At 71.3% G+C, this 15,628-nt stretch carries 14 protein-coding genes; 11 read left to right on the plus strand and 3 right to left on the minus strand.

The window, feature by feature from the left end; all coding sequences use genetic code 11:
• The first annotated feature begins 51 nt into the window (after positions 1 to 51).
• The 4 genes from ABQ271_RS13515 to ABQ271_RS13530 all read left to right on the plus strand — a co-directional run bounded on the left by ABQ271_RS13515 (position 52) and on the right by ABQ271_RS13530 (position 4,196).
• Positions 52 to 1,182, plus strand: a complete 1,131-nt coding sequence (locus tag ABQ271_RS13515) for a hypothetical protein (protein ID WP_349309251.1) — start codon at positions 52 to 54, stop codon at positions 1,180 to 1,182.
• Positions 1,183 to 1,420: 238 nt separating this feature from the next.
• Positions 1,421 to 2,704: a sugar ABC transporter substrate-binding protein gene (locus ABQ271_RS13520; protein WP_349309252.1), complete on the plus strand. Its 1,284-nt coding sequence runs from the start codon at positions 1,421 to 1,423 to the stop codon at positions 2,702 to 2,704.
• 69 nt (positions 2,705 to 2,773) lie between these two features.
• On the plus strand, positions 2,774 to 3,448 hold the full coding sequence (locus tag ABQ271_RS13525; protein ID WP_349309253.1) for a rhamnogalacturonan acetylesterase: 675 nt from the start codon (positions 2,774 to 2,776) through the stop codon (positions 3,446 to 3,448).
• Positions 3,449 to 3,473: 25 nt separating this feature from the next.
• The gene (locus ABQ271_RS13530) at positions 3,474 to 4,196 is read left to right on the plus strand and encodes a class I SAM-dependent methyltransferase (protein ID WP_349309254.1); all 723 of its coding nucleotides are present in this window, start codon (positions 3,474 to 3,476) and stop codon (positions 4,194 to 4,196) included.
• Between the two features lie 147 nt (positions 4,197 to 4,343).
• On the opposite strand, the gene ABQ271_RS13535 is transcribed toward ABQ271_RS13530, so the two are convergent.
• The 3 genes from ABQ271_RS13535 to ABQ271_RS13545 form a co-directional block, all read right to left on the minus strand.
• Positions 4,344 to 5,660: a DUF222 domain-containing protein gene (locus tag ABQ271_RS13535; RefSeq protein WP_349309255.1), complete on the minus strand. Its 1,317-nt coding sequence runs from the start codon at positions 5,658 to 5,660 to the stop codon at positions 4,344 to 4,346.
• Positions 5,661 to 5,771: 111 nt separating this feature from the next.
• Positions 5,772 to 6,590 (minus strand): hypothetical protein, encoded by an 819-nt coding sequence (locus ABQ271_RS13540; protein WP_349309256.1) that lies wholly within the window; start codon positions 6,588 to 6,590, stop codon positions 5,772 to 5,774.
• Between the two features lie 28 nt (positions 6,591 to 6,618).
• On the minus strand, positions 6,619 to 7,575 hold the full coding sequence (locus tag ABQ271_RS13545; RefSeq protein WP_349310910.1) for a M24 family metallopeptidase: 957 nt from the start codon (positions 7,573 to 7,575) through the stop codon (positions 6,619 to 6,621).
• A 171-nt stretch (positions 7,576 to 7,746) separates the two neighbouring features.
• Here ABQ271_RS13545 and ABQ271_RS13550 point away from each other — a divergent pair, with 171 nt between their 5' ends.
• From ABQ271_RS13550 to ABQ271_RS13580, 7 genes are all read left to right on the plus strand, one after another.
• Positions 7,747 to 8,739, plus strand: a complete 993-nt coding sequence (locus ABQ271_RS13550; protein ID WP_349309257.1) for a LacI family DNA-binding transcriptional regulator — start codon at positions 7,747 to 7,749, stop codon at positions 8,737 to 8,739.
• 133 nt (positions 8,740 to 8,872) lie between these two features.
• Positions 8,873 to 10,219 carry a Gfo/Idh/MocA family oxidoreductase gene (locus ABQ271_RS13555; protein ID WP_349309258.1) on the plus strand — a complete coding sequence of 449 codons (1,347 nt, stop codon included), beginning with the start codon at positions 8,873 to 8,875 and terminating at the stop codon, positions 10,217 to 10,219.
• Complete coding sequence (locus tag ABQ271_RS13560; RefSeq protein ID WP_349309259.1) at positions 10,216 to 11,148, plus strand: NAD(P)-dependent oxidoreductase; 933 nt, start codon at positions 10,216 to 10,218, stop codon at positions 11,146 to 11,148. The genes ABQ271_RS13555 and ABQ271_RS13560 overlap by 4 nt, the downstream gene beginning before the upstream one ends.
• Positions 11,145 to 12,044 (plus strand): 5-dehydro-4-deoxyglucarate dehydratase, encoded by a 900-nt coding sequence (locus ABQ271_RS13565; RefSeq protein ID WP_349309260.1) that lies wholly within the window; start codon positions 11,145 to 11,147, stop codon positions 12,042 to 12,044. Before ABQ271_RS13560 ends, ABQ271_RS13565 begins: the two co-directional genes overlap by 4 nt.
• Positions 12,041 to 13,132, plus strand: coding sequence for a mandelate racemase/muconate lactonizing enzyme family protein (locus ABQ271_RS13570; RefSeq protein WP_349309261.1), 1,092 nt, complete (start codon positions 12,041 to 12,043; stop codon positions 13,130 to 13,132). The genes ABQ271_RS13565 and ABQ271_RS13570 overlap by 4 nt, the downstream gene beginning before the upstream one ends.
• Positions 13,129 to 14,577: an aldehyde dehydrogenase (NADP(+)) gene (locus tag ABQ271_RS13575; protein WP_349309262.1), complete on the plus strand. Its 1,449-nt coding sequence runs from the start codon at positions 13,129 to 13,131 to the stop codon at positions 14,575 to 14,577. Before ABQ271_RS13570 ends, ABQ271_RS13575 begins: the two co-directional genes overlap by 4 nt.
• Positions 14,574 to 15,533, plus strand: a complete 960-nt coding sequence (locus ABQ271_RS13580) for a serine hydrolase domain-containing protein (RefSeq protein WP_349309263.1) — start codon at positions 14,574 to 14,576, stop codon at positions 15,531 to 15,533. The genes ABQ271_RS13575 and ABQ271_RS13580 overlap by 4 nt, the downstream gene beginning before the upstream one ends.
• The last annotated feature ends 95 nt before the right edge of the window (positions 15,534 to 15,628 follow it).

The following is a 15,628-nucleotide window of genomic DNA, read 5'->3' on the forward strand; positions in this document are numbered from 1 at the left end:
ATACACTATCGAGCGGAGCGCACAAGCGATCCCCGAAGACGAGGAGCCGCCATGGCCGATCCCACCCGCGTCGACGAGTCGGCACAGGCTCTCGGACCGATCGTCGGATACCCCGATTGGCCCGCTTTTCTCGAGCGGGAGCCGGTTCGGACCGACGGTTCGGACACCGGCCGCGCGCTCGCTGCAGCGCTCGGCATCCGTCGCACCGCAGCCCATGACGTCCGCGTCGAGCGCGAGTGGCGCGCCGCTGGCGTCCACGGCCGCGAACTGACGTGGCAGCTCCCCTACGGGCCCCGCACGCGAGCGTGGCTGCTGCGTCCCGACGACGACGGACGTCCGCTGCCCGCCCTCCTCGGACTCCACTGCCACGGCGGCGTGCGGTCGGTGGGTGGGGAGCAGCTCGTCGAGACCGACCGGGCGCCGCACCCCTCGGCATCCCGTCTGCGCGAGAACGTCTACGGCGGTCTCGCCCCGGCGAACGACCTTGCCCGCGACGGATTCGTCGTGCTCGCGCACGACGCGTTCTCGTGGGGCAGCCGGGCGTTCGACCTCTCGCACCCGACGCCGCGGCTCGCCGGACTCATCGCGGCCCGCGAAGCACTCTGGCGTGAGGAGGGCGTGACCCCCACCGACGCGGAGCGCTTCGATGTCGTGTCGTCGCTGCACGAGGACTCGCTCGCCAAGGCCGCCGGCATGCTCGGCACGTCGCTCGCCGGCGCCGTCGCGACCGAGGACGTCGCCGCACTCGACGTGTTGGCCGGTCTCGACGGGGTGGATGCCGACCGGATCGGCACGTTCGGACTGTCGGGCGGCGGGGGCCGCGCCGTGCTGCTCCGTGCGCTCGACGACCGGGTCCGCTCGACCGTCGTGACGTGCATGATGGCGACGTTCGCCTCGCTCGTGCCGCGCGAGATCGACACGCACTCCTGGCTGCTCAACAGCCCCGGCATCCGTTCCGCGGGAGACCTTCCTGAGATCGCGGCATCCGCTGCTCCCCGCGACCTGCTCGTGCAGTACGGAACCCAGGATCCGCTGTTCCCGATCGAGGGGATGCGGGATGCCGACCGCGCACTGCAGGGGACGGCGGGATACCGCGGCTCGTTCTTCGAGGACGGCCACGTCTCGAGCGCGGCGATGCAGGACGAGGCACGCGCGTTCTTCGCCGCGACACTCGCGGCGTGACCCAAGCGAGACACAGCGGTCGTTGACAACGTCGCGGCTCCGGCGCTACCGTCCGTCAGTAAGCGTTTTCTCACAGCTGAGAAAACGTTTGATCCGCGAAGGAGCGGCATGACCCCGATCACTACCGGCCAGACCCGATCCGGCCTCACGGCCACCGGTCGATCGACCCTCCGCTTCGCCCGGATCACCCCTGTCCTGCTGCGCGCCTTCCGCCGCCGCACCGTCTGAGAGGAACCTCATGAAGAATCGACGCCTCCTCGCCATCGCCGCTGCCGGCGTGGCGCTGGCCGTCACGCTGACCGGTTGCGGCGGTGGATCCGGCGCTGGAAACGGCGACGAGAAGATCACGCTGCGCTTCGCCTGGTGGGGCAGTGACGAGCTGAACGCCATCAAGGCGGAGCAGATCAAGCTGTTCGAAAAGGCCAACCCGAACATCACGGTCGAGGGTGAGCCCAGCGAGTACAACGGCTACTACGACAAGCTCGCCACCCAGGTGGCCGGCGGCGGCGCACCCGACGCGCTGCAGATCACGTACGACGCGCTGCCGCTCTACAAGAGCAAGAACGCGATCGCCGACATCAGCGGCGACATCGACCAGTCGGCCTTCCAGGCCGGCTCGCTCGACGCCGGCATCATCGACGGCAAGCTCTACGCCCTGCCGACCGGTGTCGGTTCGCGCGGCATCATCGTCAACCCCGCTGTCTTCGAGAAGGCCGGCGTCGCGCTCCCCGACGACACGTCGTGGACGTGGGACGACTACATCTCGATCGCCAAGGAGCTCTCCGAGAAGGCCGGCAAGGGCACCTACGGCTCGTCGGCGATCTCGAACGACCAGTCGCTCATGGCCTTCGCCCGCCAGAACGGTGAGGACCTCTACACCGCCGACGGAAAGTTCGGCGTGAGCGAGGGCACCGCTGAGAAGTTCTTCCAGTTCTCGAAGGACCTGCAGGAGTCCGGCGGCTCACCCGACGCCTCCACCGCGGCCGAGGACGCATCGGCGTCGCTCGAGCAGAGCCTCATGGGTCAGGGCAAGGTCGGCATGACCTTCGCCCCGCTCAACTTCATCGGCATCTACGCGGGCGCGTCGGGCCAGGAGCTGAAGATCCTCAACGTTCCCGGTGACAGCGACGGCAAGGTGGGTCTCGTCATCCAGCCGACCGTGCAGTACGCGGTCTACTCGAAGTCGAAGCACCCCAAGGAAGCGGCGAAGCTGATCGACTTCCTGCTGAACAGCGAGGAAGCGGGCCCGCTCAACAAGCTGACCCTCGGCATCCCCGCCGACCCGAAGGTCCTCGAGGCCATCACGCCCGATCTGACGGAGTCCGAGAAGGAGCAGGTGGCCTTCATCGACCGCCTGTCGAAGGCCGGTGGCACGCCGCAGAACCCGATCGCGCTGCCGACCTCGCAGCTCGGCCCGATCATCACCAAGCTGCTCGACGACGTCACCTTCGACAAGACGACCCCCGCGGATGCCGCGAAGGAACTCCTGTCGCAGGTCGACACGGCACTCGCCGCGAGCTGACAGACGGATGCGGCGGTCGGGATCTCCCGGCCGCCGCATCGCCATGTCCCGGACCATCGGAGGATGCGGATGACTTATCACCTGGCGGGAGACTCGACCGTCGCGCCCATGACCGCCGCGGAGGCGCCGATGGCCGGGTGGGGCGAATGCCTCGACGAATTCGTGTCGGCGCCGGTCCTGAACCATGCGTTCGGCGGGGCGACGACCGAGTCGTTCCTCGCGAGCGGGACGTGGGAACGGCTGCTCGGGAATGTCGTCGAGGGTGACACGGTGGTGATCCAGTTCGGCCACAACGATCAGAAGCAGCCTGAGCTGCTCGCCTCCCGCGGCGGGTACACGGATCGGCTGCGGCGGATGGTGGCGGACGTGCGCGAACGCGGCGCGCGGCCCGTGCTCTGCACGTCGTGCGAACGGCGCTGGTACGACGGCGAGCGCGTGACGCCGACGCACGGCGACTACCCGAATGCCGTGCGCGACCTCGCCGCGGAGGAGGGCGTCGACCTCATCGACCTCACGGCGTTCACGACCTGGCTCTACGAGGATCTGGGGGATGCGGCATCCGCCCGGTTGTTGTCGCACTACGCGCCTGGGGAGACCACCGCGTGGCCGGAGGGCTTGGTCGACGACACGCACTTCCGCCTCGAGGGGGCGCGTCGGATCGCGCGCTTCGTGGCGACGAGCCTGCGCGCGATCGAGCGTCGCGACGGCAATCAGCCGGCGAAGGGGTCGACGCTGACGGCGTGACGCGGGTGCCTCTTACGCTGGGCAGGTGACCGACTACGACCCGCGGATCGTCGACCTCTACGACATCGACAACCCCGACGGTCCAGACCACGACTTCTATCGGGCGCTGGCCGACGATCGCGAGGCGAGCACGATCCTCGACCTCGGATGCGGGACCGGGATGCTGACGGTCACCCTGGCGCGCGACGGTCGGCGGGTGGTGGGGATGGACCCGTCGCGCTCGATGCTCGCGTTCGCTCGCGCCCGCGACGGTGGAGACCGCGTCGAGTGGATCGAAGGTGACAGCACCGCGGCGCCGCCGGGCCCGTTCGATCTCGTCGTGATGACCGGGAATGTAATGCAGCACATCTCCGACGATGAATGGCCGCGCACCCTCCATGACCTGCACGCCCGAATGCGCTCGGGTGGCACGGTGTCGTTCGAGAGCCGCAATCCCGCGTTCCGCGAGTGGGAGTCGTGGGCGTCCGAGAAGCCCGCGACCCGTGACACCGCGCACGGATCGCTCACCGAGTGGATGGATGTCGAGGTCGTCGACGACCGCATCGTGAGGTTCCGAGCCCGCAACCTCTTCGCGGTCACGGGCGAGACGATCACGGAGGAGCAGTCCCTCGTGTTCCGCGACCGAGCCGAGCTCGAGTCCGATCTGCGGGCGGCGGGATTCGATGTCGACCGCGTTGACGGCGACTGGGGCGGGACGCCTTTCGATGGGACCTCTCGACTGATGATCTTCGTGGCCCGCGCGCGGTAGCGCGGGGCGCGGTAGCGCGGGGCGCGGTAGCGCGGGGCGCGGTAGCGCGGGGCGCGGTGGCGGCGGCTCGGCGCGGTGCGGTCGGCGTCAGAGCGCTCAGGCGCGCCGGCGCGGCACCGCGGCACGGCCTGACGGCCAGGGTCTGCGTCAGAACGGTGCCGGGTCGCCGGGGTGTGTGGCGACAGGGGTGAAGGCGACGGCCGGGGTGGGTGCGTCTTCGCGGTAGGTCCTGCCGAGGGGTGAGGTCCATTCGAGGACACCACCCTTCAGTTGTCGGACCTTCCAGGCGGTGAACTGCTTCATCGAATGATGCCGTTGGCATAGATGCGCGAGGTTGGAGAGTTCGGTGCGTCCGCCGAGGGCGTGGTCGTGGGTGTGGTCGACTTCGCAGCGGATGGCGGCGACGCGGCATCCGGGGAACCGGCAGTGCTGATCCCGGGCTTGCAGGAACCGTCGCATCCCGGCCGGGACACGGTACGAATCCGTCGACACGGTGACTCCGGTGGTCGGGTCGTGGAACAGACGCTCCCATGTGTGCGTCGCACCGGCGAGAAGGCGGGCGGTGGCCGGGTCGATGGGCGAGCGGCCGGCAAGATCGCACGGACCGTCGTCCGCTCCGGTGAGTGTCGCCGCAGGGACGAGCACTTGCACGCGGGCGCGGATCGCACCGAGCGGTCCGGCGGTGGTGTCGCGCGTGTCATCGAGCGCCGGTGTTCCGGCGAGGAGCAGGTCGGCGAACACGTCGGCCCGGACCTGATCGGTGGTGCGCGCGTCGGTCGCGACGACCTCCGAGTTCGCGGCGCGTTCGTCCCTCGTGTCGACGATCGCCCGCGCCTGCTGCGTGAGCCGATCGTGGATCCCCTCCGCGATCACGGTCGGGAGAGTCGCGATCAGATCGCTCATCCCATCCCGCCCCGGGATCATCCGAACGCACCGCCCCGCCGCGGCCTCTTCGTGTCGTTCCACGAACGATCGCGGGTGCATTCGGTGCGCGAGGATCTCCAGTTCACCCCGAACCCGGTTCGACGTCTCACCTTCGCATCGTTCGATCGCGACCTTCTCGAACTTCGCCCACAACTCCGCGGGCAGGTTCACCCCGGTCTCGACGATCGCCCTCACGTGACCCTGCACGATCCGTCCGGCCTCCCAAGCCGCCACCGCGGCAGGGAACCCCTCGATCGTCACCCGGGCTTCGCCGATCTGGCGTTGCACCGTGCGGTCGGTGGTCCGCATCGCCCCCGCGACTTCGGCCGAGATCGACCGCAGCACCATGTCGTGCAGGGTCACTTTCGCGTTCAGGTGCGCGCCCTGCTCCTCCGCCAACCGGCCCGCAGCGGCGAGCACACGCAACTCCCGGATCTGCACACGAGCAAGCTCAACGGCTACGTCCTCGACGTCCGCGACGATCCCCGCGATGGCGGCGAGATACGCATCGCCACCGGGGGTTTCCATCGCTTCCGCCATACCTGCACTCTCGCACCAACCTCCGACATCGACCCCGGCAGAATCAGCCGAAAACGGCCCCTATCCGCATCCCGAGAATGAGAGTTCATTCATCTCGAGCGGGCGCTCACGTCAGCGCGTGGCGTGGGGCTTCTTGATCGGGACCGCGATGCGGTGGACCCGCTCCTCTCCGTCGGGTGCGTCATGGAGATCACGAGCGACATGCACGGTCGCGTGGGGTGCGCCCGCCAGCACGGCCGGGACGCCTCGCAGCGGCAGGTTCTCCGCCACGTGCAGCTCGCGCAGCGCAGCCGAGCCGCCGAAGGCGGAGATATCGATGGACCCCTGCGCCGTGTCGAGGGTGGAGTTGTACACCTGCACCGACGCGAGTCGAGGGCTGCGCGCGAGATCGTCGAGATCGCTCCACCGCAGGCTGTGTGTCATGAAGGTGGTGAGCTGCGCGGGCGGATGCGACCACACGATACGCGCCGTCTGCGACCTGCCCCGGAGCTTGAGAAACTCGAGCCGATCGCTGCCGTCGCCGATGCGCACGTCCTCGTCCCGCACCCGGCCGATCTGGAGCGTGACGACGTCGGACAGACCCACCCAGCCGTCGGCGACGAAGGATGCCGCTTCGCAGTCGATCCTCCGCAGCCACCCGACGTCCTCGCTCCGAACCGGTGACGCACCGGGCGTCCAGACGCAGAGCTCGTCGACACCGCTCCCCCTCATCGACGCGATGTCCGGCGTCCTCACCCGATCGTGCAGGAACACGGTTCGAAGCGTCGGGATGTCCGCAACCCACCGCATGTCGACACCGGGAGAGTCGAAGGACGCCGCGTCGAGCCGGAGCGTCGTCGCCCCGGCATCCCGAGCCTGATCGACCTCGACGACGCGCGGCGACCCGTCCACGATGCGGGCACCCGTGCGGGAATGCAGAATCAACGCCATAGACGTCTCCGAATCCGAGCGCGCCGCCTCAGCCGAACGCGCGCGCCACCGGCCGCCTCACGCCCGCGAACTCCACGGTCGGCCAGGCCGGGTCTACCGTCAGCACCTCGACACCCGACTCCGTCACGAGCACGGTGTCCTCGACCTTCGCGCCCGGTGCGCTCGGGTTCCACGCGAACGCGTGGTTCGAGACCACGGCATCCGTCGTCAGGCTCGTCGCGCGGGGGTCGCGCCCGGCGTACCCGGTCGGTCCGCCCTGGTGGTGCTTCGTCCACTCGTCCGCATCGAAACCGGATGCCGCGTACCCGGCAGTCCCGGCCGCGAAGACGTCGTTCAACCGGGCACCCGGACGGGTCGCGGCGAAGAACGCCGCCTCGACCTCGAGGATCCGCGCGTCGTCGGCGCCCGCCTCGCCGACCCACCGCGTCGCGTTCGCGATGAGGCCGTGCCGCCGCCCGCAGACGACGAGCATCGCCCGACGTCCGAGCGGCCCGTCGGTGGGGAGCGGATGCCGGTGCGCCAAGCGCTCCTCGCCCGCGACGAGGATCACGAGCGGATCGATCCCTCGCGCGGCGAGACCCGACGCGAGCGCCGCCGCGGCGGACCGCTCGGTCGACGACGCACTCAGCCCGCGCGCGACAGCCGTCAGCACCTCCGCCGTCTCGCGCCCCAGCGCGCGGTAGCGATCCGCCTCCGCCGGCAGCAGCGACGCGCGCGCCGCCCGCAACGCGGCAGCCACCTCAGTCTCGCCCGCCCCGGCACCCGCAGCCTCGAGCACCGACTGATGCCACGGCACGCGGACCACCCGATCGGCATCTTCGGGCAGCAGCTCCTCTGCGATCAGCCGATCGGCCTCGTTCGCGCTGACGAACACCGTGTCGCCGTCATCGTCGACGCGCACGGCGAGAACGGGAGGGCCAGCGAGCGAGACGTGCGTGCGGACGCCTTCGAGGTACCAGGCGAGCGCTTCGTGCGATGAGAGCACGAGCGGGCGACCACCGGCATCCCGCCGCACACCGGCCACCCGCTCGCGTTTCGCGGCTCGGTCAACAGCAGATCCGGACATCGTCGTCTCCCGTCATAAAACGTTTCCTCGCATAGTATGGCCACACCGGCGCACGCGCTGCGCACGCCGGGAAGGCGCGAAGGGGAGCCGATGGCAGGGCTGAAGCAGACCACGATCACCGACGTGGCCAAGCACGCCGGCGTCTCGCTGGCAACCGTCTCCCGCGTGATGAACGGCAACGCGACCGTCGATCCGACCCTCGCCGAGCGGGTCCGCGCTTCTGCCGCCGAGCTCGGCTACTCCGCGAACCCCCTCGCCCGCAGCCTCGTGCTCGGCAAGACCCAGACGATCTCGGTCGTCGTCCCCGACCTCTCGAACCCCACGTTCCAGGGCATGCTCCGCGGGCTCAGCCGCGCGGCCGTCGCCGACGGCTATCACGTGCTCGTGGCCGACTCCGACGAGGACGAAGACCAGGAACGCCTGCTCGCCCTCGAATCGCGTCGCCGCTCCGACGGCCTCGTGCTCTGCGCTCCCCGCATGTCGGATGCCGCCCTCGCCGAGGTCCTTGCCGAAGTGGCGCCGGTCGTCCTCGTCAACCGCGCCGGCGATGCTCCGAGCGTCGCCGCGGACTATCGCACCCCGCTCCGCGAAGTCATCGACCACCTCTACGGCCTCGGCCACCGCCGCATCGCCTACCTCGCGGGCGCCAAGCGGAGCGCCTCGAACGCGCAGCGTCTCGCCGCGCTCGACGACGCCCGCGCGACCCTCGAGGGGTGCGAGATCTTCGAGATCCCCGCCGGCGTCGACTTCGCGGCCGGCGCCGACTCGCTCGACGCGGTCCTCGACTCGGGCGCGACGGCCGTCCTCGCCTTCAACGACCTGTCCGCCATGGGCCTGCTCAGTGCAGCGACCGAGCGCGGCCTGACGGTGCCTGGAGACCTGTCGATCGCGGGCTTCGACGACATCCCCTTCGCGCGCTACACCTCCCCCGGGCTGACGACCGCCGCCGTCCCGACGGCGGAGCTCGGCGCCCTCGCCTGGCGAGCACTCCGCGCCCTGCTGCAGGGCGAGACGCCCGACGCCACGCACACCGTCGTCCCCGAGGTCATCCTCCGCGGAACGACTGCCGCGCCCACGCGCTGAATCGCGCGACTGAAACGATCCACTTTCCCTCGAGAACATTCCTCGCGGAGCCGGCGGCATCCGTGCTACCTTCTGAGAAAACGTTTCCTGAGCCTGTTTCCCGGCTTGGAGGAGTCCGGCACGAAGGAGAGCCATGACCACTCGGTACGCCCTCGTCGGCGCAGGCCACCGCGCACAGATGTACGTGGACGCCATCGCTGACGACTACCGCGACCGCGCCGAACTCGTCGCGATCTGCGAGCCGAACCCCACCCGCGCAGAGTTCTACGTCGACCGCCTCGTGGCCCACGGCCTCGCCGCCCCGAGCACCTGGCAGCCCGACCAGCTCGAGGAGATGATCCGCGCCGAGCGCATCGAGCGGGTCATCATCACGGCGCGCGACGACCTGCACGCCGAGCTCATCGTCCGGTCGATGGATGCCGGGGCCGACGTCGTCGTCGAAAAGCCCCTCACCATCGACGCACCGAGCGCCGCCGCCATCGAGGCGGCCGCCGAGCGCCCCGGACGCTCCGTCGTCCTGACGTTCAACTACCGCTACGCGCCGCGCAACACGGCCCTCCGCCAGGTCATCGCCGAGGGACGCATCGGTCGCGTCACCTCGATCGACTTCTCCTGGATGCTCGACACGCAGCACGGCGCGGACTACTTCCGCCGCTGGCACCGCGAGAAGGAGCACTCCGGCGGGCTCCTCGTCCACAAGTCCAGCCACCACTTCGACCTCGTCAACTGGTGGATCGGGCAGCGTCCCCGCCGCGTCTTCGCCTCGGGAGCCCTCCGCTTCTACGGCGCCGAGAACGCCGCCGCCCGCGGCCTCGGCGACCGCCCCGACCGCGGCACGCACGACGGCGACCGCGACCCGTTCGAGCTCGACCTGCGCGGCGACGAGCGCCTGCGCGCGCTGTATCTCGAGGCCGAGCAGCACGACGGCTACGTCCGCGACCGCGACGTGTTCGGTCCCGGCATCACGATCGAGGACAACCTCGCCCTCGTCGTCGACTACTCGGACGGCGCGACCCTGTCGTACTCGCTGAACGCCCATGCCCCCTGGGAGGGCTACCGCGTCGCGATCAACGGCACCGAGGGCCGCGCCGAGCTCGAGGTCGTCGAGCGGGGCGCCGTCCTCGTCGGCGACGGGCTGCACCCGGTGGTCGACCCGAGTGCGGTGCAGGATGCCGCCCACTCGAGCCTCCGCCCCATGGGCGAGCGCCTGCTCGTGCAGCGGCACTGGGAGGAAGCCGTCGAGGTCCCGATCGTCTCGGGCGAATCCGCCCACGGCGGCGGCGACGCCCTGCTCCTGGCCGACGTCTTCGCGGGCCCCGTGGACGACCCGCTGGGGCGCCCAGCCGACTGGACCGACGGCGTCCGTTCGATCGCCGTCGGCATCGCCGGCAACCGCTCGCTCGAGACGGGCCTGCCCGTGCAGGTCGCCGACCTCGGCGTCGCGATCCTCCGCGACTCGACACCGCGGATCCCCCGATGAGCCGCGTCGTCGTCACGGGCGGCTCCGGCCGCCTCGGGCGCAACCTCGTCGCCGGTCTCGCCGCATTCGGTCACGAGGTCGTCTCGCTCGATCGCGCACCGGCCGACGACCTCCGCATCGACGGCGTCGAGCAGATCTCGATCGACCTCCTCGACGCGGCCGCGACCGCCGAAACGCTCGTGCGCGCGAGGGCCGACTCCCTCATCCACCTCGCCGCGATCGCCGTGCCGTTCAGCGCCCCCGAAGACGTGATCATGAGGACGAACACCGGCCTCGCGGTCTCGGTCCTCGGCGGAGCGGTGGATGCCGGCATCGGACGGATCGTCGCGGCATCCAGCCCCACTGTCCTCGGCTACGGCAACCCGTCGGGCTGGCTGCCCGACTCGCTGCCCCTCGACGAAGAGTCGACGCCGCGGCCGTGGAACGCGTACGCGCTGTCGAAGCTCATGATCGAGCAGACCGTGTCGATGCTGCACCGGCGCACCGGCGACGACGTCCGCTACGCGACGTTCCGCCCCTGCTACGTCATCGCGCCCGAGGAGTGGCTCGGTGCCCCGACCCAACAGGGTCACACCGTCGCCGAGCGCGTCGCCGATCCCGCGCTGTCGGCACCGGCCCTCTTCAACTACGTCGACGCCCGCGACGTCGCGTCGTTCACCGACCTGCTGCTCGGCGCGCTCCCCGACATCCCGAACGCCGAGGTGTTCTTCGTCGGCGCCGACGATGCACTGGCCGACGCCCCGCTCGCCGACCTCCTGCCGCGCTTCGTGCCCGGCACGGACGACCTCGCGAGCGGCCTCACCGGCACCACCCCCGCCTTCTCGAACGCGAAGGCGGCGCGCGTGCTCGGCTGGCACCCGCAGCACTCCTGGCGCACCGAACTCACCGCACCGTCGCCCACCCTCGACCGAAAGGACGTGCCGGTATGAACTTCGACGGCATCCTCTTCTTCCCCGTCACGCCCTTCGACTCAGCCGACCGCGTCGACACCGACCTCCTGACGCAGCACGTCTCGAAAGGTGTGGATGCCGGTGCCGGCGGCGTCTTCCCCGCGTGTGGCACCGGCGAGTTCCACGCCCTGTCCGCCGCCGAATCGGCGCTCGTGGTCCGGACGGCGGTCGACGCGGTCGCCGGTCGCGTCCCCGTCATCGCCGGAGCCGGCGGCCCGCTCGGCCACGCCGTCGAGGTCGCGCGCTCCGCCGCCGGTGCCGGCGCCGACGGCCTGCTCGTCCTGCCGCCGTACCTCGTGGGCGCTCCCCAGCACGGGCTCATCGCCTACGTCGAGGCGATCGCCGCGGCATCCGATCTGCCCGTCATCGTCTACCACCGCGGCTCGGCGGCGTTCACTGCCGAGTCGATCCGCACCCTCGCGGCAAACCCGAAGGTCGTCGGCTTCAAGGACGGCGTCGGCGACATCGGCGCGACCCAGCTGATCGTGCGCGCCGTCGCGGATGCCGGTCGTGAGGACTTCGCGTTCTTCAACGGCCTGCTCACCGCGGAGCTGACGCAGGGTGCGTACCGCGGGATCGGTGTTCCGCTGTACTCGTCGGCGGCCTTCGCGATGATTCCCGAGGTCGCGAACGCGTACTACCGCGCGTACATCGACGGTGACGAGGCGCGTCGCCTGGCGATCGTCGACGGCTTCTACGCTCCGCTCGTCGCACTCCGCGACGAGACACCGGGCTTCGGCGTCTCGCTCATCAAGGCGGGCCTCCGCCTCGAGGGCCTGCCCGTGGGCTCGGTCCGCGCGCCGCTCGTCGACCCGACCCCGGCGCAAGAGGCCCGACTGTCCGAGATCCTCGCCGCGGGCCGCGCACTGCTGTGACCACGATCGCCTCGCTCGGCGCCCGGCTGATCCGGGTGCCGCTGACGCGCCCGTGGGCCGCCGACGTCACTTCGGTGGGCGTCATCGCGACCCACGTCGTGCGGTCGGACGGCGCCGAGGGGTGGGGCTTCTCGTGGACGCCGCAGATCGGCGCCGAGGCGGTGCTCGCGCTGCTGCAGCACGACATCCCCGCCTTCGCCGTCGGCCGCTCGGCCGAGCCGGCGGAGGTGTGGCCCGAGCTGTGGCGGCACCTGCATGAAGCGGGTGGCGGCGGTCTCACGACGATCGCGATCGCGGGGCTCGACCTCGCCCTGTGGGATGCCGCGGCCCGCGCCGCCGGCACCTCGGTGTCGACGTCGATCGGCCGCCGCCGCGAGTCGGTGCGCTCCTACGGCAGCGGCATCAACCTGCACTACGAGCTCGACGATCTGCTCGCGCAGGCGCAGCGCTGGGTGGATGCCGGTTTCGACGCCGTGAAGATGAAGGTCGGCAGCCCCGACCTGACGCGCGACGTCGAGCGCGTCGCCGCGGTGCGTGACGTCATCGGACCCGACCGGCAGCTCATGATCGACGCGAATCAGCGGTGGGACCTCGACCGGGCGACGACCGCCGTCGAGGCACTAGCGGCATCCGACATCGCCTGGATCGAGGAGCCGCTGCGCGCCGACGACCTCGCCGGCCACATCGAACTCGCCCGTCGCCTTCGATCCGGATCGGGAGTGCCGATCGCCCTCGGCGAGAACGTGCACACCCGCTACCGCTTCGACGACTTCGTCCGGTCGGGCGCTGCGCAGGTCGTGCAGCCGAACATCGTCCGCGTCGGCGGGATCACCCCGTTCCTCGAGATCGCGGGCGACGCGCACGCCGCCGGTGTCGACCTGCATCCCCACCTGCTGCCCGAGCTCTCGGGCCAGCTCGCAATGACCCTGCCGCAGGAGGTCCTCGTCGAGGACATCGAGGATGCCGCTTTCGGCGCCCTCGGTGCGCTCGACGCCCCCTCCCCCGTCACCATCGCCGACGGAACGCTGACCGAGGTGCCCCACGAGGGTCTCGGCCTGCGCTTCACCGACCCGGAAGGACTCCGATGACCACGTCACCCGAAGAACTCGCCCGCCTCACCGACGCCGCCGCGGCCGCCGCGCCGATCTGGCGCACGTCGTCCGCCGACGATCGCGCGCGCTGGCTGAGCGCCGTCGCCGACGCGCTCGACGCCCACGCCGACGAACTGGTGGCGATCGCCGACCGCGAGACCCGCCTCGGCGCCGTCCGTCTGCGCGGCGAGGTCGGCCGCACGACGGGGCAGCTGCGCCTGTTCGCCGCGGTCGTCCGCGAGGGCTCGTACCTCGAGCTGACCGTCGACGACGCGGATGCCGCGGCCACCCCGCCCCGCCCGGAGCTGCGTCGCCTGCTCGTCGGCGTCGGCCCGGTCGCCGTGTTCTCGGCATCCAACTTCCCGTTCGCCTTCTCGGTCTGCGGCGGCGACACCGCCTCGGCGTGGGCGGCCGGGAACCCGGTCATCGTGAAGGCGCACTCGGGGCACCCCGAGCTGTCGGAGCGCACCGCCGCCATCGCGATCGAGGCGCTGACGGCCGCGGACGCTCCGGCCGGGTCGCTCGCTCTCATCGAGGGCCGAGAGGCGGGGAACGCGCTCGTGCAGCACCCCGTCATCCAGGCCGCCGGCTTCACCGGCTCGCTCTCGGGCGGCCGCGCACTTTTCGACCTCGCGAGCGGGCGCCCCGACCCGATCCCGTTCTACGGCGAGCTGGGCAGCGTGAACCCCGTCGTCGTCACGACGGGCGCCGCAGCGGCGCGCGGCGCTGCGCTCGCGACCGGACTCGTCGGCTCGTTCACGCTCGGCGCGGGCCAGTTCTGCACGAAGCCGGGTGTCGTGTTCATCCCGCGGGATGCCGGTATCGAGCAGCTCGTGGCCGACGCGGTCGCCGGTGCGGCCGGTGGACCGCTGCTGACCGAGCGCATCACGACCGCGTTCCCCGACGGCATCCGCGACCTCGAGGCAGACCCGTCGGTCGAGGTGCTCGCCCAGGGCGCCGAGACGCCCGGCGGCGCCCGCCCCGTGGTGTTGACGACGGATGCCGCAGCGGTCGCCGAGCGTCCCGAGACGCTCATCGCCGAGGTCTTCGGCCCGGTCACGCTGCTCGTCCGCTACAGCGACCAGGCCGAACTGCTCCGCGCGCTGCGCGCCGTGCCGGGAAGCCTCACCGCGACCCTGCACAGCGAGGCGGGCGAGGATGTCGCCGAGGTGCTCGAGCTGCTGCAGCTGCGCGCCGGACGCGTACTGTTCGCGGGCTGGCCGACCGGCGTCGCCGTGACGTGGTCGCAGCAGCACGGCGGACCGTGGCCCGCGACGACGTCGCTCCACACCTCCGTCGGCGCGACGGCGATCCGCCGGTTCTTGCGGCCGGTCGCGTTCCAGGACGCGCCCGACGCGCTGCTGCCCGAGGCGCTCCGCGACGCGTCGCTGGCTCGACTGCCGCACCGCCGCAACGGCGTTCTGCAGGTGCCGACCGCATGAGCGCGGCGTTCGACCTCGTCCGCGGCCACGTCGATGCGGGCCGGCTGCCGTCGGCCGTGCTCGGCGTGGCCACGGCCGACGGGACGGTGGCGCTGGAGGGGTTCGGGGCCGCGGCATCCGATCGGTACCCGCTCTTCTCGATCACGAAGCCCCTGCTCGGGATCGCGGCGGCGCGGGCGATCGAGCGCGGGCTGCTGACGGCCGAGACACCGCTGCGCGACGCGGTGCCCGAGTTCGGCGCAGGGCGGGACGACGTCGTGCTGCTGCGCCACCTCGTGTCGCACACCGCGGGGATCGCGGAGCCGCCGCTCGACCCAGTGACGCCGCTTCGTGAGGAGCTCGTCACGCGCGGCCGGGACTTTGCCGCGGGCACGGCATCGCGCTACTCGTCGCTCGCGTTCGAGGGCGTCGCGGCGCTCGTCGAGCACACGACTGGTCGCGAGTGGGCGGATGCCGTGGCGGACTGGGCGGCCGAGATCGGCGCCGACGGGCTCAGCCTCGATCACGCCGGCTCGGTCGAGGTCGTCGACGCCGCGGCCTCGGGCGTCGACATGGCGCGGTTTGCCGCGGTGCGGCATCCGGGGGCGGGTCTCGTCGGCCGTGCGGACGACCTACTGAGGCTGGGGTCGGAGCTGCTGCGGATCGAGGGCGGGGCGACCGGCGGCATCCTGCAGCCGGCAACGCTGGCGATGATGCGGCGGCCGTTGACGGGCGACATCCCCCGGCTCGAGCCGTACACCGCGGAGCGCGGGCAGGACTGGGGGTTCACGTGGAACCTCCGCACGCGCGCGCCCGGCCTCATCGACCAGGACGTCTACGGCCACGGCGGCTGGGCAGGAACCGAGTTCTGGGTGCACCCCGGTGCGGGGATCGCCTGGGTGCTGCTCACGAACGCGGTCTCGCGCCCCGGCGTCGACCTCGACGCGCTCGACAACGCGGTGGTCGCGGACCGCTGAGGCGCGTGCGGGCTGCGGCGCGTGCGGGCTGCGCTGCTCTCTCGCCCAGATCATGTTCTGTCGCCGAGAACACACGTCGCGAACGTCCGCGGCGT

The organism is Microbacterium sp. MM2322, from assembly GCF_964186585.1.
Classification (GTDB): Bacteria; Actinomycetota; Actinomycetes; order Actinomycetales; family Microbacteriaceae; genus Microbacterium.